We start from the raw sequence: 17,684 nt of genomic DNA, 5'->3' as shown, positions 1-17,684 counted from the left end.
TGTGTTGCGGTGGCGCCGAAGCACTCACATCGAAGGAAAGTACCCATGGATTTTATCTACCAATGCCAGAGCCTGGACGAGGTGCGCGAGCAGATCGACCGCATCGACCAGGCGCTGGTCGCGCTGATCGCCGAGCGCGGCCTGTACGTGGAGCAGGCGGCCGCTTTCAAGAACAGCACGGCCGAGGTAGAGGGCGGCAAGCGCGTCGATCAGGTGATACGCCGCGTGACACGGCTGGCGGGCGAGCTCGGTGCCGACCCGGAACTCACTGCGGCGGTGTATCGCACCATGATCGGGCACTTCGTCGCGAGCGAGATGAAGCTGTACCAGGGGCGACAGACGCCGCTGTGAGGGCCCCAAACGCTTCGGCCAACCGGGATAGGTTGGCCGAAGCGTTTCAGCGAAGAGGATCAGGCCAGCGGCACGCTGACGCGCAGTCCGTCGTAGCCCACCTCCACCCCCGGCGGGCACTCCGCCGACAGCGCATGGTATTCCAGACCGTGCGTCATGTGGATCAGGATGGTGCGACGGGCGCCGATGTGCTCGGCCCAGCGCAGCGAGTCGGCCACGCACAGGTGCGAGGGATAGGGCTCGCGCCGCAGGCAGTCGAGGAACAGCACCTCGAGGCCCTGCAGCTTCTCCAGACTGTGCTCGGGGATGTCGGACAGGTCGGTGAGCCAGGCGACGTTGCCGATGCGCCAGCCCAGGCAGGGCCAGCTGCCGTGCATCAGCGGGATCGGCGTCACCATCACGCCGCCGAATTCGAACGGCCCGCCCACCTCCTCGGTCAGCAGCACCGGCTTGTCCCAGGCCTTGGACGGCGCGTGCAGCGCGTAGTCGAAGCGGGAACGAACGTTGGCCAGCGTGAAGCCGTTGCCGAACAGGGTGATCGCCCCTTTTTTCACGTAGCAGAAAGCGCGCAGGTCGTCGATGCCGTTGAGGTGGTCGGCGTGCGGGTGGGTATAGAGCACCGCGTCGACCCGGGTGATGCCCTCGCGCAACGCCTGATGGCGCAGATCCGGCCCGGTGTCGATCAGAAAGGCGGTGTCGCCGACGCGCAGGTAGGCGCTGGCGCGGCTGCGCCGGTTCCTCGGGTCCGGCGAGGTGCAGGTGGGGCAATCACAGCCGATGGCCGGGGTTCCGGAGCTGGACCCGCAGCCGAGGACGGTCAATTCGACACTCGACACGACTACTCGCTTTCATTCCAGTACGCCCTCGAAACGACAATACCGTCGGCGGCATTCTTTAGCCTGCGCCTCGGTTTTGTAGCACCCCATCCTGCCGGGCTGCGTTGTCTCGTTTCGACGGTTGCCTGGAATCACTCGTCAAAGGGTTGGCCGAAGGCCGGGGCCGGTCAGGCACCGGGTCACGGCCGCGGAATCTTGGCGAACAGGCGGAAGAAATTGTCGGTGGTGGCCTCGGCCACCGCCTCGAAGCTCAGCCCGCGCAGTTCGGCGATATGTTCTGCGACATGCTTCACGTACGCCGGTTCATTGGTCTTGCCGCGAAACGGCACCGGCGCGAGGTAGGGCGAATCGGTTTCCACCAGCAGCCGGTCGAGCGGCACCTTCTGCGCCACTTCCTTCACCTGCAGCGCGTTCTTGAAGGTGACGATGCCGGACAGCGAGATGTAGAAGCCCAAGTCCAGCGCCTGCTGCGCCACTTCCCAGCTCTCGGTGAAGCAGTGCATCACCCCGCCCGCCTCGCCGGCGTTCTCCTCGCGCATCAGCTGCACCGTGTCGGCGGCCGACTCGCGGGTGTGGATCACCAGCGGCAGGCCGACGCGGCGCGCGGCGCGGATGTGGGTGCGGAAGCGCTCGTGCTGCCAGGCGAGGTCGCCCTGGCACCAGTGGTAGTCGAGCCCGGTCTCGCCGATGCCGACCACCTTGGGATGGGCGGCATGGGCAACCAGTTCGTCCTCGCTGTACTCTTCGGCGTCCGGGTCGTCCGGATGGACGCCGACGGTGGCGTACAGGTTGTCGTGCGCCTCGGCCAGCGCCAGCACCTCGGGGTACTTGGGACGGCTGACGCCGATCACCAGGGCGTGGCTGACGCCGTTGTGGCGCATGTTGGCCAGCACCTCGGGCAGGCGCGCGGCAAGGTCGGGAAAATTGATGTGGCAGTGCGAATCGACAAGCATGGTTGCATCCTGCACGCCCGCCGGGCGGGCGCGTAATGTTTTCTCGGCGGGCAGAGCGCGCCGCTTAGAACCTGTTCACGATCTGTCGCGCGCGGCCCTCAGCCGAGTGAAGAGCAGCGCAGAAACCGGAATGTACAAGTAATACATGAGGATTTCCGATCGCTGAGCCAATCTCTGCGTGCAAATCTTTGATTTGCCCAGCGATAGATTGGCACGCAGTGCACATGAGCCCCGATCAGGGATCGCGCAGCAAGAGCGTGAACAGGCCCTTACATGGTATGGGTGGGACGGGTGGAATTAAGCACACCGCCCAGCAAGGCCTCGATCTTGCTGCGCGCCTGGCGCCCCTCGTCGCTGCTGGCGAACTCGACACCGACGCCCTGGGCCAGGCTGTTGTTGGCGCCGGCCGGGGTGATCCACACCACCTTGCCCTGCACCGCCACCTTTTGCGGGTCGTCCATCAGCGTCAGCAGCAGGAACACCTCCTCGCCCAGCGCCAGCGCCTTGCCGGTGGGGATGAAGATGCCGCCGTTGCGCAGGAAGGGCATGTAGGCGGCGTAGAGCGCGCCGCGCTCCTTGATGTGCAGCGACATGACGCCGGGGCGGTTGCCGTCCGGGCGGGTAACGACGTTCTCTTTCTCCAGTTCCATGCGCCGGGCTTCCCTTGCAGTGGTTTCAGCGCGCGGCCGTGCGGGCCGCGAACACGTTCAGATAGTCCATCAACAGCGCTTCGAGCTGCAAGCGTACGTTCAGCGTGTGCTGACCGAACGGGGCCAGCTGAATCAGGCTCTGGTAGCAACCCATCAGCAAGGCGAGGTCGGCACGCTCGGCCAGGGCCTGCAGTGCCGCCTGATGATCGGGATAATAGCGGAGTTGGCCCCCCAGCCTCAAACCGGCCAGATCGTGCAGCCACTTTTGCAGCCACTCCAGCGGCAGCGCCAGCGGCAGCTTGTGGCGGTCGATCTGCTCGGCGAGCGAGATGGCGTCGGCCAGCGTCGGCCGCGCCAGAACGTCGAGAAACTGCTGGCGCAGCTTGGCCAGCGCCGCGTCGTGCTCGAACAGCGGCGTGCCGCCGTGGTGCGCCAGCTCGGTGCGGGCGTTGTCCACCCCGGCTGCTTCCAGCCAGGCCAGCGCCTCGCTTTCCGTCGGCGCGGTCAGCGGAAAGGCTCGGCAGCGGCTCTTGATGGTCGGCAGCAGCCGCTGCGGGGCGTGTGCCACCAACAGGAACAGCACCTCGGCGGGCGGCTCCTCGAGGATCTTCAGGAGCGCGTTGGCCGCCGCCGGATTGAGCGCCTCGGCCGGTTCCACCAGCACGATGCGGCGTCCGGCGCGGTGCGCGGTGAGGTGGGCAAAGTCGATCACCTCGCGCACCGCCTCAATCTTGATCACCGGCAGCTTGCGTGTCGGCTTGCTACCCTCCTTGGCCTCGTCCTCCTCGTCGCCCAGCGGAGTGAGCCGGCGGAAGTCCGGGTGGCTGCCGTGGGCGAACCAGCGGCACGCCTCGCACTGACTGCAGGCGGCGTGGTCGGGGCGCGGCGATTCGCACAGCAGCGAGGCCGCCAAATGTTCGGCGAAAGCCAGCTTGCCGATGCCGGTTGGACCGGTGAACAGCCAGGCGTTGGGCAGGCGCTCGCGTTCGCGGTTGAGGCGCTGCCAGTCGGCGGCTTGCCAGGGATAGAGCATCAGCGACGCTCCCGCACGGCGTCGAGGCGGCGCATCACCTCGGCGCGCACCTGTTCGGCGGAACGGTTGGCGTCGACCACCGCGATACGCGGGTTGGCCGAAGCGCGCTGCAGGTAGGCCGCACGCACGCGGGCATGAAAATCGGCCGCCTCCTGCTCGAAACGGTCGAGCACGCGCTCGCCACCGGCCATGCGCCGGGCGGCGACCTCGAGCGGCACGTCGAACAGCAGCGTCAGGTCCGGCTGCAGCCCCTGCTGCACCCAGTCTTCCAGCGCCTCGATGCGTGCGAACGGCAGCCCGCGCCCGCCGCCCTGGTAGGCGAAGGTGGCGTCGGTGAAGCGGTCGGACACCACCCAGCGGCCGGCGGCCAGCGCCGGTTCGATCACGCGCGCGATGTGTTCCTGGCGCGCGGCAAACATCAGCAGCGTCTCGGTCTCCAGCGTCACCTCGGTGTCCACCGCCAGCAGCAGCTCGCGCAGCTTCTCGCCCAGCACCGTGCCGCCGGGTTCGCGCGTGAACACGGCGTCGATGCCCTGTTCGGCCAACCAGTCGCGCACCGCGGCGAGCTGGGTGCTCTTGCCGGCCCCGTCCACGCCTTCCAGCGTGATGAATGTTCCGCGCCGCATCAGGAGCCTTTCTTCAGGATGAATTGGCGCACCGCGCCGTTGTGTTCGTCCAGTGTTTCGGAGAAATGCGTGGTGCCGTCGCCGCGGGCGACGAAGTACAGCGCGCGCGTGTCCGCCGGATGTGCCGCGGCGTCGAGCGCGGCGCGCCCCGGCAGAGCGATCGGCGTCGGCGTCAGGCCGGAACGGGTGTAGGTGTTGTACGGCGTGTCGCGGCGCAGACCGGCCTTGCCGATGTTGCCCTGGTAGCTGGCCCCCATGCCGTAGATCACCGCCGGGTCGGTCTGCAGGCGCATGCCGATCTTCAGACGGTTGAGGAACACCGCCGCCACCTGCGCCCGGTCGCTCTCGCGCGAGGTTTCCTTCTCGACCAGGCTCGCCATGATCAGCAGTTCATACGGCGAGGCGTAGGGTAGATCCGGCCGGCGCGCGAGCCAGATGCTTTCCAGATTCTGCTGCATGGTGCGGTAGGCGCGGCGATAGACCTCGAGATCGCTCGAGCCCGGCACGTAGAAATAGGTGCTGGGGAAGAACAGGCCTTCAGGATGAGCCTCGCTGGCGCCGATTTCGCGCAAAATCTGCTCGTCGCTCCAGCTGGCGGTGACGTGCTGCAGGTCGGGCTCGCTGGCCAGGGCCTGGCGGAACTGGCGGAAGGTCCAGCCCTCGATCGCCGTCACGCTGGCCTGGTCCGGGTTGCCCTGGGCGAAGCGGCGCAGCACTTCCCACATCGCCACCGGGCGGGAAAATTCGTACAGGCCGGCCTTGACCTTGCGGTCGGTGCCGCTGATGCGCATCAGCGCCACCATCACCCAGCGGTTGCGGATCATGCCGTCCTGGTCCAGCGCGCGCGCCACCTGGCCCAGCGTGCGGTTGGCGCCGACGGCGATACTGTAAGGCGCCTTGGGCAGCGGCACCGGCACGGCCACCACCCAGGCGAGCCACAGCGCGAGCAGTGCCGCCAGGGTGGCAGTCATGCGGAAGAAAAACGTGTGCATCATGTTCAGATCAAGTTGGACGGAGTGGCCGGCGGCGGGTCCGACTGGTTTGGCGAAGCATCAATCATACCATGTCGCCTCTTGCGCACGTTTCGCCGCGAACCCGAATGGGACCGGGCGGGGCGCGGCAAGTTCGTCTCCTCCGCAACGCCTCGCGGCGACCCGCGCCAGCCGCCGCCGCGCTATGATACCGGGCATGGATACCAAGACATTCGCCGCTCCCCTGCTCCAGGCCTACCGCGAGCATCGTGCCGTGACGGTGGCCGCCGACGCCGGCCCCGCCAGCCGCGAACAGGCTTATGCCACGCAACGGGCGATCTGGCAAACCCTGGTCGGCCGAGCCCGCCCAACGGCGTGGAAAGTGGGCGCCCCGACGCGCGAGGCCGAACCCACCGCCGCGCCGATCTTTCCACAGCGCCTCGCCGCCTCTGGTGCCACGTTACCCGCCGCGTCGTTTCTTGGCCTGGGGATCGAGGCCGAAATTGCGGTGCGCTTCGGCCACGACCTGCCGCCACGTGCCACGCGCTATACCCGCGACGAGATTCTCGACGCGATCGCCAGCGTCCACGTCGCCATCGAACTGATCGACACCCGGCTCGCCGCGCCCAAGGTGGCCGGTCCGCTGTGGAGCCTGGCCGACAATCTGGTGAATGGCGGCCTGATCGTCGGCGACGCGATTCCGCACTGGCGCGAGCTGGATTTTGCCGCGCTCACCGTGCGTGTTTCGGCCAACGGCGGACTGCGCGCCGAAACGCAAGGCCGCCCGCCGCTCGACGACCTGTTCTTCTGCCTGCCGTGGTGGATCGAGCACGTCGGCGGGGCGCAGGCGGGAGACATCGTGGCGACCGGCGCCTGGAACGGGATGCACCCGGTGGGGCTGCCGGTCACGGTCCGTGTCGACTTCGTCGGGGTCGGCAGCGCCGAGGCACGAATCGGCTAAGCCCACCGTCGGCAAGGAAGGGGCAGGATACGGACTTTGACCGACGGCCAGCCCGTCCGACGTCGAAACCGACTCCGCCCTCGCCTCCCAGGACGGAGCGGTCATCCCGGTTTGCCTCCTGCTACGGCCGCCAGGAACGACCAAGACGAGGAAAGCGAGGGACATGCAACTCCACCATCCGCCCCGTCGTCATCGGGCGTGGCCCACCACGGCGGTGCTCGCCGGCATCGTGGCCGGCAGCGTCGCCACCGCAGCGCAACTGGCGCTGTGGTGGCTGACGTCGGTCCCCCTGCTGGCAACCCTGCTGCGCGACGCGCGCCTGACGGCCGCCATCGCCATGGGAGTGAGCGTACTCGCCCCGGTGCCGGCGTGGCGCGGAGACGTGTGGCTGATGGCGACACTGATCCACTTCGCCCTGTCCATCGCCTACGCCGTGCCGGTGAGCCTGCTGGCCGGACGCCGGCGGGCTGGCGTCGAGCTCCTTGCCGGCGCCGGCTACGGGGCGATCATCTACGGCGTCAACCTGTACGGTTTCACCACGCTCTTTCCCTGGTTCTCGGCCTCGCGCGGCGGCGTGACGCTGCTCGCCCACCTGGTCTTCGGCAGCGTGCTGGTAGGGGTTTGCCGTTGGCGCGCGCGGGATTCCGGCACCGCCGCCTGAGCCCGCCGCCGCCCGCTCCTGGCACCACTCCCGACGGCGTGGCGGAGCCATGTAGCCTGAATCAGGCAACAGACGACCGCCACGCGTATATCATCAAAAGCGGGATGAGCATCGGCTCGCCGCAAACCTTTTCACCCTCGCCAACCCCGCAACGGATGGGCAGTACATGGGCATCGGTTCTGGACTCGCGTCTCCTTTTCGCCGCTATCGCTGGCTGATCGTGCTGGCGCTGCTCCCGCTCGGCCTGCTGCTGGCGGTGGCGGCGGCCGCCTATACCCTCGGCGTGCGTGCCCAGCAGGTGAGCTGGCAGAACGGGTTGCAACTGACCGGCTGGCAGCGGCTGCAAAACGGTTGCGTCCAGGCCCAGGGCGAACGCCTGCGGGTCACGCGCTGGTATCCGCTCACGCTCCATGTCGACCGTATGATCCTGCCCCGCTGCGCCGCCGGACCGTTCAAGGAGCCGGCGCCGCCCCCCTGGATGCCGCCGCTAGACCTCGCCATCGACGCCCTCTCCCTGCCCGGCCTGCCGCCGCTGGCGGTGACGGTGAGTCAGCGCGCGCAACGCTGGCAGGCGCAGGTGCAGTTCCGCCACAGCCAGGCCCGTGCGCTCTACGAGCGCCGCTCCGGGCACTGGACGCTGCAAGGACAGATACAGGCGGCCGACCTCTCCCCGCCCCTGCTGGGCGCGCTGGCCGTGGCCGGCGAGGGCGTGTGGCAGGAACAGCGTCTGGAAGGATCGTTGCAGGCTCAGGGTAGGCAGCTGGGTTATGCCGGTCAGGCCCGCCGCGCCGACGCGGCACTCTCGGCCCGCCTCGCCGCCCGGCGCTGGCAGCTCGACGCCGAACTGGGCGCACCGCTGGCGCTCGGTGCGGACTGGAGCCTGCAAGCCCGGCAGGGACTGCACGCCAGTGGCGATCTGCAAGGGGTGCAGTCGCTGCATCTGGACCTGCTGGCGAGCGGTCCGCAAGGCAAGGTACGCCTCGAGCTCGATACCGCCGGTGCCGGGGTCGCACACGGCCCGGGCCGGCTCACGCTCGCCGGCCCCGCCCTGGCCGGCGAGGTGCCCTTGCGCTGGAGCCGGCGACAGCTGGTGCTGCTGCCGGCGGCAATCCGACTTCCCGGCGAGCTGCGCCTGAGCTGGCCCCGCCCCCTCACCGTGCCGCTCGCCGCGCGCGGCGACAGCGCCATCACCGCCGAAGTGCAGTACCAGAATCTACGCGTCAACACCGTCGACAGCCGCCTGTCCTGGCAGCAGGCCCGGTGGGACTGGCAAGGACGGCTCGACCTCGCCGGCAACAGCGCCGGCATCAATCTCGCGGGGACGTGGCAAGGGCGTATCGATGCCGACGGCTTGAGCGGCGCGCCCGCCCGCCTCTCGCTGAGCCGGCCCGACCTCAAGCTGGCGCTGCGCGTACCCGTAGCCGGCCTGCGCCCGCCACGCTGGGCGGCGCCGGTCGCGTTCGATGGCCGTTATGGCCAATTCCCGCTCCAGGGTACGCTCCAGGTCGGCTACGAGCGAGAGCGCTGGCAAGGCACGCTGGATGGCCGCTCGCGGCTGCCGTTCTACACCCAGGGCGGCGAGCTGAAGTTGGTCCTGCCCTGGTACGGCCAACAGGGCCGGTGGTTTCTGGATCGGGGCAGCCGCGTCACGCTTGCCAAGGGACTGATCGGCAGCACCCTGGTCAAGCCGATCGCCGTCAGCGCCAGCACGCCGCTGCGCGTCTCTCCCCAAGGCGTCTTCGGCGAATTGCGGCTGCAGGCGGATGGCATCGTGGCAACGCGCGGAACCTTACCCCCGCTCGACGGACAACTCAGCGCGGGCGGGCTGCAGGGCCGCGCCAGCCTGCGTATCCCGGCATGGCAAGCCACCCTTACCGTGAGCGCCGCGCGCCTTGCCCAAGGCCAGAAAACCGGAGTGCAAGGCACGCTGGAACTGAATACCCCGTTGTCGCCCGCCATGAGTCGCGGCCTTGGGGTCACCCTGCAGCAAGGCCGTGTCACCGGCCAGGGACGCTGGCAGTGGCTGGGGAGCGGACAGCTGCAAGGCACGCTCTCGGCCTCTGGGGTCGCGCTCGACTGGGGCGGCATCCAGGCGACGGGGGGCAGCGGCAGCGCACATGTCGAATTGGGTCAGGCGGGCCTGAAGCTGGTCAGCGCCGGCCCCATCACGCTGGCCGAGCTCGGCCTCGGCACGCGCGTGCGCAACGTCCGCCTGACGGCGCAGTCCGACCTCAGCACCTGGCAGCTCGCCGATGTCCACGCCGAGGTACTGGGCGGGCAGATGAACGCCGCCAGCCTGCAATGGCCCTCGCCGCAGTATCAGCCGGTGACGGTGAGCCACATCGACCTGGCCGAGGTGGCCGCGCTGCAAAACGATCCGGAGCCGACCGTGCAGCTCGCCGGCCGCGTGGGCGGGGTGCTGCCGCTGCAACTGATGAAAGACACCCTGGCGCTGCAGGGAGGCCTGATCCGCAATGAAGGCCCGCTGGTGCTCAAGGTCCAGCCCTCTGCCGGCGTCGGCGCCATGGGCCAGTCCAACCGCGCGGTGCAACTGGCGCTGGACACGCTGGGGCACCTGGCGATCAACGATTTCCAGGCTCGCCTGGACATGCCGCCGGACGGCTGGCTCGACGCGGCGGTGACCATCAAGGGGCAGAACCCGCAGCAAAATGGCCAGCCGGTCGTACTAAACTATACCCATCGGGAAAACCTGTTCGAGCTGTTACGCAGCCTGCGTATCGGCGATGAACTCTCCCGCCGGGTATTGAACCGAAAGCCGGCGGAGCGTTCTCACTGACATGACGTTGGAGGACTCATCATGAACCCCGTTTGGCTGCTGGCCGTGCCGGCCTTGCTGCTCCTGGCCGCGTGCACTCCCCGGGTCGCACTGGAGGCCCCCAAGGAACCGATCACGATCAATCTGAACGTGAAGATCGACCACGAAATTCGCCTCAAGGTGGAAAAGGATGTCGATAAACTCATCAGCGAAGACAGCGCATTGTTCTAGGAGCTCGCCATGAAGACGACGATACGAGGGATGGCGCTGCTGCTGCTCGTCTGCAGCACACTGGCCATGGCACTGGATCTGGACGGCGCCAAGTCGCAAGGGCTGGTCGGAGAGCAGCCCAACGGCTATCTGGGCGTGGTCAAGGCCACGCCGGAGGCGGTGGAACTGGCCGCGGACATCAACGCCAAGCGGCGCGCCGCCTACGATGCCATCGCCAAGAAGAACGGCGCCACCCTGGACCAGGTGGCGGCGCTGGCCGGCCAGAAAGCCATCGAGAAGGCCGCGCCGGGGGCCTACGTCCGCTCCGCGGACGGCCAGTGGGTCAAGAAGTAGCGGTCAACGCGGCCACGCACACGGCCCGCCGGGCGGATGACGCCCGGCGGGCCGTATCGATACGTCTGCGGGGGCTCAGCGCAGAGGGTCGCCCGGCCGGCTGATCGCTGGCGGAGGGCGCACCACCTCGGCGGTGCTCCCGCCGGCCTTTCCTTGCCACAGCGTCAGACGCTGCCCAGATAATCCACCTTGCCGATGTCGACACCGTTGTGCCGCAAAATGCCGTAAGCGGTGGTGAAGTGAAAATAGAAGTTGGGCAGGGCGAACCCCAGCAGATAGGTCTGACCCGTGAAATGGATTTCCTGACCGCGCACCTTGAGGGTGATCGGCCGTTCCTCACTGCCGTCGACCTGCTCCGGCGTCAGGTTTTGCAAGAACGCCACCGTCTTGGCGAGGCGCTCTCCCAGTTCGGCGAAGCTGGTTTCGGTGTCGGCGAAGCTCGGTACCTCGACCCCGGCGAGGCGCCCACCGCAGCCCTTGGCGGTGTCGGACACGATTTGCACCTGACGCACCAGCGGGAACATATCGGGGGCGAGCCTGGCATTGAGCAAGACCTCCGGCGCAATGTTCTTCGTCGCCGCGTACGCGGCGGCCTTGTCGAGGATGGCGGCAAGGTTGTTGAGGCCACGGATGAGGACCGGGATCGAGGCTTGATACATGGAAAGCGTCATGGACAGGCTCCTGATGTTGAGAGGGACCGGGGCGACCGTCTGGGGCTGGCCCGTCAGCCCGTGCCGGCAACGACAGTCTTTTTACGATAGCCGATAACCCGATCCGGGCAACGTCAGGCTGCCACAACGCAACCCGGTTCGCCGGGGCCGGGGACCGAAGACAAGGAAGCCCCGCCGCTAGCGCGCGGCGGGGTGGCAGTCGACACCATAGCGCGCCAGCAGCGCGGCGGGCTCGATCATCACCAGCGGCAGCACCTGCCCCGCCACCTCTAGGGAGGCGGGCAGGCGCGCGGGGGAACCATCCCAATCCGCCGGAAAGGCGTTGCAGATGGCCGGCAGGTCGCGGTCGTCCACCAGCGCCAGCTCGCCGCCGATTTCCAGGTAGAGTTCACCGCCCGGGGTCAGGTAGACGGTACGCGAGCGATCGTCCTCGGTATAAGGCACGGTGCGCCAGCCCTCGCCCTCGAGGCGCGCCACGAACGGGGCCTTGTCGAGCGCGACGTAAACCTTCTGCGGACCGTTCTGCACGTAATAGCGCCCGTGCGCGTCCCGGCTGTAATTACGGTTGAAGAATTCGACCATCCCGGCGTGCTCGAGCCGCTCCTCGCGCAGCCACCACTGGCCGCGCGCATCGAGCCTGAGCCAGCCATAGACGGCCGGGACGTTAGGCCACTTGGCCATTCCCTCCACTACCGCAGCATCCATTCCTGCTCCTCCTCGCCCTGCCCTCCCGGTACGGAAAACGGGCCTCTTCTGATTTATGGCTTGCGAACCGGCTTCGGCCAACCTTCTTGCTCACAACGCGCGCAGCACCGCCGCCGGCGCACTGCGCGTCACCCGCCGCACCAGCGGCCAGCCAGCCAGACCGACCACCAGCATGCCGCTGATCACCCCGAGCGGCAACAGCCAGGGGTTGACGAACAGCGGCAGGTTGAACAGCTTCACCGCGGCGATGGCGCCGATCGCCGTCGCGCCCAGCGCCGCCATCAGCCCGGTCAGGGCCCCCAGCCACATCAGCTCGGCCAGCACCACGCTGCGGACCTGACGCCGCGAGGCGCCCAGCGCCCGCATCAGGCCGACGTCGAACAACCGCTCGTCGCGGGTCGAGGCCAGCGCCGCCCACAGCACCAGCACGCCGGCAGCCAGCGCCAGCACGAACAGGGCCTCGACAGCGCGCGACAGCTGGTCGACCATGGCGCGCACCTCGGCGAGGATGGCACTGACGTCGATCACGGTGACGTTGGGAAATTGCGCCACCAGCTGGTTGACGAAGTCCTCGTCGGCAGGCGCCAGGCGGAAGCTGGTGATGTAGCTCGCCGGCTGGTCGGCAAACCAGGCGGGCGGCGCCACCACGAAGAAATTCACGCGGAAGCTGTCCCACGACACCTTGCGCAGGCTGGTGACGCGGGCCTCGTACGGCGTGCCACCGATAGTGAAGGTCAGGCTGTTGCCGAGGCGGATGCCCAGCGTCTCGGCCAGGCCCTGCTCGACCGAGAACTGGGGCTTCGCGCGCTCGCCCCACCACTGTCCGGCACTGACACGGTTGCCGGTCGGCAGCGCCGCACGCCAGGACAGGTTGAACTCGCGCTCGGCCAGGCGCTGCGCCTGCTCCGAGGCGTAGGACGACGGCCGCACCGGGTGGCCGTTGATGGCGGTGAGCCGCGCCCGCACCATCGGCGATAGTTCCGGCGCCGGCAGAGCGTGGCCGACGAAGCTTCCCCTGAACGGCTCGATCTGCGCCGGCTGGATATTGATGGCGAACTTGTTGGGGGCATCCGCCGGCACGCTCTGCTGCCAGGCGGCGATCAGGTCGCCACGCACCACGGTCAGCGTCAACAGCGCCATCAGCCCGACTGACAACGCCACGATCTGGATCACCGCCAGCCACGGCCGGCGCGCCATGTTGGCGATGCCGAAGCGCCAGCCGACGCCCACGCCGGTAGGCAAGCGGCGCATCAGCCATACCGCGACGAACGCCACCAGCCCTACCGCGGCGAGGAAGCCGGCGAGGCCGCCGAACAACCAGCCGGCCAGCGTCAGATCCCCCACCTGCCACGCCGTCAGAGCCAGCAGCGCCGCCACCGCCGCCAGCGGCGCCAGCCGCCCCGGAGGCGAGGGACGCAGCTCGTCGCGCAGCACCGCCAGCGGCGGCACTTGGCGCAAGCTCAAGAGCGGCGGCAAGGCGAGCCCGAGCAGCAACACCAGCGCCGACAGCGGCCCGCTCAGCCACGGCAGTCGTCCGGGCGCGGGCAGCAAGCCGCCGACCCACTGCTGGGCCAACTGCATCAGGCCGCTCTGCAAGGCGTAGCCGGCCAGCGTGCCGAGCCCACCGGCCAGCAGCCCCAACAGCAGGAACAGCCCGGCGAACAACCCCCATACTTCGTTGGCGCTGAGCCCCAGGCAGCGCAGTACCGCCACCGGCTGCCAGTGCCGTGCCAGGTAACGGCGCACCGCCATGCCCACCGCGGCGGCGGCGAGGGCTACCGTCAGCATGGCGGTCAGTCCGAGGAAGCGGCGCGCCCGCTCCAGGGCGGTGCGAATCTCGGGCCGAGCCTCCTCGACGCTCTCCAGGCGCATGCCGCTTTTCAGCTGGGGTTCGAGCCAAACCCGGAAGCCGGCCACGGCCGCGCTGTCGCCGGCCAGCATCAACCGCCAGCGCAGGCGGCTGCCCGGCTGCACCAGCCCGGTAGCGGCGAGGTCGGCGCGGTTGAACATCAGCCGCGGCACGAAGTTGTAGAGATCGAGCGTGCCGTCCGGTTCACGCAGGATCTCGCCCGCCAGCGTCAGCCGCGTGTTGCCCACCTCGAGCGCATCGCCCAGCTTGAGCTTGAGCCGGCTGATCAGGCGCGCATCGGCCCAGGCGGTGCCCGGCAGCGGGTGCAACGCCCCGCTCATCACCCCGCCTTCGGCCAACCTGACGCTGATTTCGCCGCGCAGCGGGTAGTTGTCGCTCACCGCCTTGTACGTGGCCAGCGCCGCCTGGCCGTTGGCGAACACCATGGAAGGGAAGCTGATGTTTTCGGCCTGCGTCAGGCCGCGCCGCTGCGCCTCGGCACGGATCGCCGCCGGCGCCGGCTCAGGACTGTTGAGCACCAGGTCCGCCGCCAGCAGCTGGCTGGCGTGGTCGGTGAGCGCGCGCTCGACGCGGTCGGAGAAGAAGGCCACGCTGCTCATCGCCGCCACCGCCACCAGCAGCGCCAGGCCGAGGACGGTCAGCTCGCCCGCCACCAGTTCGCGGCGGGTGAAGCGCCAGGCCAGCAGGCAGCGCCCCCAGAACGTCATCGCCCGGCTCCGTTCAGCTTGCCGTCCACCAGCCGGTAGATGGCGTCGCAGCGCCCGGCCAGTTCGGCATCGTGCGTCACCAGCACCAGCGCCGTGCCCTGCTCGGCGTTGAGCTGGAACAACAGGTCGATGATCTGACGCCCGGTGGCCGGGTCGAGGTTGCCGGTCGGCTCGTCGGCAAACAGCAGCAGGGGTTCGATGACGAAGGCGCGCGCCAGCGCCACGCGCTGCTGCTCGCCGCCGGACAGGTGCCGTGGATAATGCTGCAGCCGCTGCCCGAGCCCAACCCGTTCCAGCATGGCGCGGGCGGCCTCGCGCGCGTCGCGCCGGCCGGCCAGCTCAAGCGGCAGCATGACGTTTTCCAGTGCCGTCAGTTGTGGCATAAGCTGAAAGTTCTGGAACACAAAGCCGACCTTGTCGCGGCGCAGGCGCGCACGATCATCCTCGGACAAGCGGGTCAGTGATTGCCCGAACAGCGCCACCTCGCCAGCCGACGGATGATCGAGCCCGGCCAGGAGCGACAGCAGGGTCGATTTACCGGAGCCGGACGCCCCGACGATGGCAACACTTTCGCCTTCGTACAGGGTCAGACTGGCAGAGCGCAGGATGGACAGCGATTCGCCGTGAAACTCCACCTGCTTGGCTATCCCCACGGCGGACAATACCGCCTTGTCATCGATGGATGTGAGCATGTTCAGTTATCTGCGTCTGATCGCATTGTTGTTGATGGCCCTGCCGGTGCAGGCGGCAACGGTACTGGTGTTCGGCGACAGCCTGTCGGCCGGCTACGGCCTCTCCCCTGGCCAAGGCTGGGTGACACTGCTGGAACACAGTCTGGCACCGCACCATCGCGTGATCAATGCCAGCGTGTCGGGCGAAACCACCGCCGGCGGACTCTCGCGCCTGCCCGCCGCCCTGGCGCGCCACCGCCCCGACGTGGTGGTGCTGGAGCTGGGCGCCAACGACGGCCTGCGCGGCCTGCCGCTCACGGCGATGAAGAACAACCTGGAGCAGATGATCCGCCTCGCCAGACAGGGCAAGACGCAGGTGCTGCTGGTCGGCCTGATCCTGCCCCCCAACTATGGCCCGAAATACCGCGACGAGTTCCACGCGGTCTACGACTCGCTGGCACGGCAGTACGAGTTGAACTACGTCCCGCGCCTGATGGCCGACTTCGAGGCCGACACCAGCAAGTTCCAGCACGACGGTCTCCATCCGAGCGCCGAGGTGCAGCCGCGCATGATGGAAACGGTGCGTGCCAAGCTGCCGCTGTCCTAAGAACCTGTTCACGGCCTGTCGCGAGCAGCCCTCAGCGGGGTGAAGAGCAGTGCAAAAACCGGAATGGACTGGAGCACATGAGGATTTCTGATCACAGAGCCAATCTCTGCGATAGCTTGGCACGCAGAGCACATGAGCCCCGATAGGGAAGCGCAGCAAGATCGTGAACGGGTTCTGAGCCCGTCTTCGGCCAACCTGGTCAGTGAACACGCCCAGCCACGCCAGCTACCCGGCGCGGCACTTTACCTTCTACAGTGAAGAAGCCCGAGCGGCACTCACCAAGGAGAACTACATGGCACAGCGCATCCTGATCATCTGCGGCGACTACGTCGAAGACTACGAACTGATGGTCCCGTTCCAGGCCCTGCAGGCGATGGGCTACACCGTCGATGCGGTCTGCCCCGGCAAACAGGCCGGCGAGCAGATCAAGACCGCGATCCACGACTTCGAAGGCGCGCAGACCTACTCGGAGAAACCGGGTCACAACTTCACCCTCAACGCCAGCTTCGACCAGATCGACGCCACCAGCTACCAGGCCCTGCTGGTGCCCGGCGGCCGCGCCCCCGAATACCTGCGCCTGGATGCCCAGGTGCTGCGTCTGGTGCGCCACTTCGCCGACGCCGGCAAACCGATCGCAGCCATCTGCCACGGCGCGCAGCTGCTGGCCGCCGCCGATGTCATCCGCGGCCGCAAGGTGTCGGCCTACCCGGCCTGCGCCCCCGAAGTGCGGCTGGCCGGAGCCGAGTACATGGAGATCGCCGTGACCGCCGCCGTCACCGACGGCCGTCTGGTCACCGCGCCGGCCTGGCCGGCCCATCCCGCCTGGCTGGCCCAATTCGCCGCCGTGCTGGGCGCGCCCTGAGGCGGCGCGTCCACGCGCACGGCGCCGCCCCCACCCCAAAAGGACGTAAAAAACCCCGCAGCACGCTGCGGGGTTTTTCGTGGTCCGTGCTCCGCGTGGCGGATTACAGGTCCTTGGCGTTTTCCGCCAGGTAAGCGGCCACGCCTTCCGGGCTCGCCTGCATGCCCTTCTTGCCCTTGCTCCAGCCGGCCGGGCACACTTCGCCGTTCTCTTCGAAGAACTGCAGCGCGTCGACCATGCGCAGCATTTCATCGATGTTGCGGCCCAGCGGCAGGTTGTTCACCACCTGATGCTGCACCACGCCCGACTTGTCGATCAGGAAAGAACCGCGGAACGCCACGCCACCGTCGGCTTCCACGTCAAAGGCCTTGCACAGTTCGTGCTGGATGTCGGCCACTAGGGTGTAGCCAACGGCGCCGATGCCGCCCTTGTCCACCGGGGTGTTACGCCAGGCGGCATGGGTGAAGTGGCTGTCGATGGACACGCCGATCACTTCCACGTTGTGCTTCTTGAACTCTTCCAGGCGGTGATCGAAAGCGATCAGCTCGGACGGGCAGACGAAGGTGAAGTCCAGCGGGTAGAAGAACACCACAGCGTATTTGCCGGCGGTAGCGTTCTTGAAGTTGAAGTTTTCAACGATCTGGCCATCGCCTTGAACCGCAGCGAAGGTCTTCTCGGCACAATCGAAGAACGGGGCTTGTTTGCCTACCAGTACAGCCATGGAATTGCTCCTTTCAGGTCATCACAGGATGGACCGTCCACTAGCAGCGGGCGGCCATCGTCAATGCGGGGTTTTATAAATCAGGGTGAACGGTCGCCGCCAATTGGAATTCCATATCATGCCGATAGCGAATGCCAATCATATTGGCCACCGTAGTGGAGTCTTATCGTTGTGGTACCCGCATGGCGGTTTTTCAAGTAGCGCCAAGGTGGATCCTCCGCACATCAGCAACAGGCCACCGCAACGTCCGCACAAGAAGACATGAAAGGACGCCGGATTCGGAGCGATGCCCCATGCACGGGTAGCAAGGACGGGTTACCCGGAGGCACTGATCATGGCGGAGTGGCGGCAAGCGATGGTCGCACTGGTAACACCGCCGGTCAATTCGTCAGTGATCCGGACAGCGTTGACCGGCATCAATGCTGCGGCCGAATATCCGAGTAAATTACTCAACATTACGCAGCATCGACGGGCGTGTTTCGGGAAGC

Annotated in this window: 19 protein-coding genes; 8 read left to right on the top strand and 11 right to left on the bottom strand. The window is 67.7% G+C overall.

Going from position 1 to position 17,684, the window contains the following annotated elements; translation table 11 throughout:
• Positions 1–45 precede the first annotated feature (45 nt).
• Entirely contained in the window at positions 46–351 is a 306-nt protein-coding gene (locus B9N72_RS02260; protein ID WP_085274820.1) for a chorismate mutase, read from the top strand.
• Between the two features lie 59 nt (positions 352–410).
• Here the strand turns inward: B9N72_RS02260 and B9N72_RS02255 are convergent, their stop codons facing one another.
• The 6 genes from B9N72_RS02255 to mltG form a co-directional block, all read right to left on the bottom strand.
• On the bottom strand, positions 411–1,187 hold the full coding sequence (locus tag B9N72_RS02255; RefSeq protein ID WP_085274819.1) for an MBL fold metallo-hydrolase: 777 nt from the start codon (positions 1,185–1,187) through the stop codon (positions 411–413).
• Between the two features lie 179 nt (positions 1,188–1,366).
• Positions 1,367–2,140, bottom strand: coding sequence for a TatD family hydrolase (locus B9N72_RS02250; protein WP_085274818.1), 774 nt, complete (start codon positions 2,138–2,140; stop codon positions 1,367–1,369).
• 269 nt (positions 2,141–2,409) lie between these two features.
• Entirely contained in the window at positions 2,410–2,790 is a 381-nt protein-coding gene (locus tag B9N72_RS02245) for a PilZ domain-containing protein (protein ID WP_085274817.1), read from the bottom strand.
• 25 nt (positions 2,791–2,815) lie between these two features.
• On the bottom strand, positions 2,816–3,823 hold the full coding sequence (locus tag B9N72_RS02240; protein WP_085274816.1) for a DNA polymerase III subunit delta': 1,008 nt from the start codon (positions 3,821–3,823) through the stop codon (positions 2,816–2,818).
• Complete coding sequence (gene tmk, locus B9N72_RS02235; protein ID WP_085274815.1) at positions 3,823–4,449, bottom strand: dTMP kinase; 627 nt, start codon at positions 4,447–4,449, stop codon at positions 3,823–3,825. Before tmk ends, B9N72_RS02240 begins: the two co-directional genes overlap by 1 nt.
• Positions 4,449–5,444, bottom strand: coding sequence for an endolytic transglycosylase MltG (gene mltG, locus B9N72_RS02230; protein WP_085274814.1), 996 nt, complete (start codon positions 5,442–5,444; stop codon positions 4,449–4,451). Before mltG ends, tmk begins: the two co-directional genes overlap by 1 nt.
• A 193-nt stretch (positions 5,445–5,637) precedes the next feature.
• Between mltG and B9N72_RS02225 the strand changes: the two genes are divergently transcribed.
• The 5 genes from B9N72_RS02225 (at position 5,638) to B9N72_RS02205 (ending at position 10,382) form a co-directional block, all read left to right on the top strand.
• Positions 5,638–6,381 carry a 2-keto-4-pentenoate hydratase gene (locus B9N72_RS02225; protein ID WP_234985860.1) on the top strand — a complete coding sequence of 248 codons (744 nt, stop codon included), beginning with the start codon at positions 5,638–5,640 and terminating at the stop codon, positions 6,379–6,381.
• A gap of 163 nt (positions 6,382–6,544) precedes the next feature.
• Positions 6,545–7,042 (top strand): hypothetical protein, encoded by a 498-nt coding sequence (locus tag B9N72_RS02220; RefSeq protein WP_085274812.1) that lies wholly within the window; start codon positions 6,545–6,547, stop codon positions 7,040–7,042.
• 166 nt (positions 7,043–7,208) lie between these two features.
• Positions 7,209–9,839: an intermembrane phospholipid transport YdbH family protein gene (locus B9N72_RS02215; protein WP_085274811.1), complete on the top strand. Its 2,631-nt coding sequence runs from the start codon at positions 7,209–7,211 to the stop codon at positions 9,837–9,839.
• 21 nt (positions 9,840–9,860) lie between these two features.
• Positions 9,861–10,049 (top strand): YnbE family lipoprotein, encoded by a 189-nt coding sequence (locus tag B9N72_RS02210; protein ID WP_085274810.1) that lies wholly within the window; start codon positions 9,861–9,863, stop codon positions 10,047–10,049.
• Positions 10,050–10,058: 9 nt separating this feature from the next.
• Positions 10,059–10,382 carry a YdbL family probable chaperone protein gene (locus B9N72_RS02205; protein WP_085274809.1) on the top strand — a complete coding sequence of 108 codons (324 nt, stop codon included), beginning with the start codon at positions 10,059–10,061 and terminating at the stop codon, positions 10,380–10,382.
• A 164-nt stretch (positions 10,383–10,546) separates the two neighbouring features.
• On the opposite strand, the gene B9N72_RS02200 is transcribed toward B9N72_RS02205, so the two are convergent.
• From B9N72_RS02200 to B9N72_RS02185, 4 genes are all read right to left on the bottom strand, one after another.
• Positions 10,547–11,053 carry a DUF1993 domain-containing protein gene (locus B9N72_RS02200; RefSeq protein WP_085274808.1) on the bottom strand — a complete coding sequence of 169 codons (507 nt, stop codon included), beginning with the start codon at positions 11,051–11,053 and terminating at the stop codon, positions 10,547–10,549.
• A 177-nt stretch (positions 11,054–11,230) separates the two neighbouring features.
• Entirely contained in the window at positions 11,231–11,758 is a 528-nt protein-coding gene (locus B9N72_RS02195) for a DUF2946 family protein (RefSeq protein WP_085274807.1), read from the bottom strand.
• A gap of 90 nt (positions 11,759–11,848) precedes the next feature.
• A complete protein-coding gene (locus tag B9N72_RS02190) occupies positions 11,849–14,335 on the bottom strand; it encodes an ABC transporter permease (RefSeq protein ID WP_085274806.1) in 2,487 nt (828 codons plus the stop codon).
• Complete coding sequence (locus B9N72_RS02185; protein ID WP_085274805.1) at positions 14,332–15,027, bottom strand: ABC transporter ATP-binding protein; 696 nt, start codon at positions 15,025–15,027, stop codon at positions 14,332–14,334. The genes B9N72_RS02190 and B9N72_RS02185 overlap by 4 nt, the downstream gene beginning before the upstream one ends.
• On the opposite strand from B9N72_RS02185, the gene B9N72_RS02180 reads away from it, so the two are divergent.
• Positions 15,026–15,613: an arylesterase gene (locus B9N72_RS02180; RefSeq protein WP_085274804.1), complete on the top strand. Its 588-nt coding sequence runs from the start codon at positions 15,026–15,028 to the stop codon at positions 15,611–15,613. The two genes, B9N72_RS02185 and B9N72_RS02180, sit on opposite strands and share 2 nt — an antisense overlap.
• 202 nt (positions 15,614–15,815) lie before the next feature.
• On the top strand, positions 15,816–16,475 hold the full coding sequence (locus B9N72_RS02175) for a DJ-1/PfpI family protein (RefSeq protein WP_327078268.1): 660 nt from the start codon (positions 15,816–15,818) through the stop codon (positions 16,473–16,475).
• Positions 16,476–16,578: 103 nt separating this feature from the next.
• Here B9N72_RS02175 and B9N72_RS02170 read toward each other — a convergent pair whose 3' ends face one another.
• Positions 16,579–17,196 (bottom strand): peroxiredoxin, encoded by a 618-nt coding sequence (locus B9N72_RS02170; protein ID WP_085274802.1) that lies wholly within the window; start codon positions 17,194–17,196, stop codon positions 16,579–16,581.
• Positions 17,197–17,684 lie beyond the last annotated feature (488 nt).

The sequence above is a fragment of the Pseudogulbenkiania subflava DSM 22618 genome (assembly GCF_900177275.1).
GTDB lineage: Bacteria > Pseudomonadota > Gammaproteobacteria > Burkholderiales > Chromobacteriaceae > Pseudogulbenkiania > Pseudogulbenkiania subflava.
Note: the sequence above shows the minus strand (reverse complement) of the source record. Positions and strands in the feature narration are given on the sequence as shown.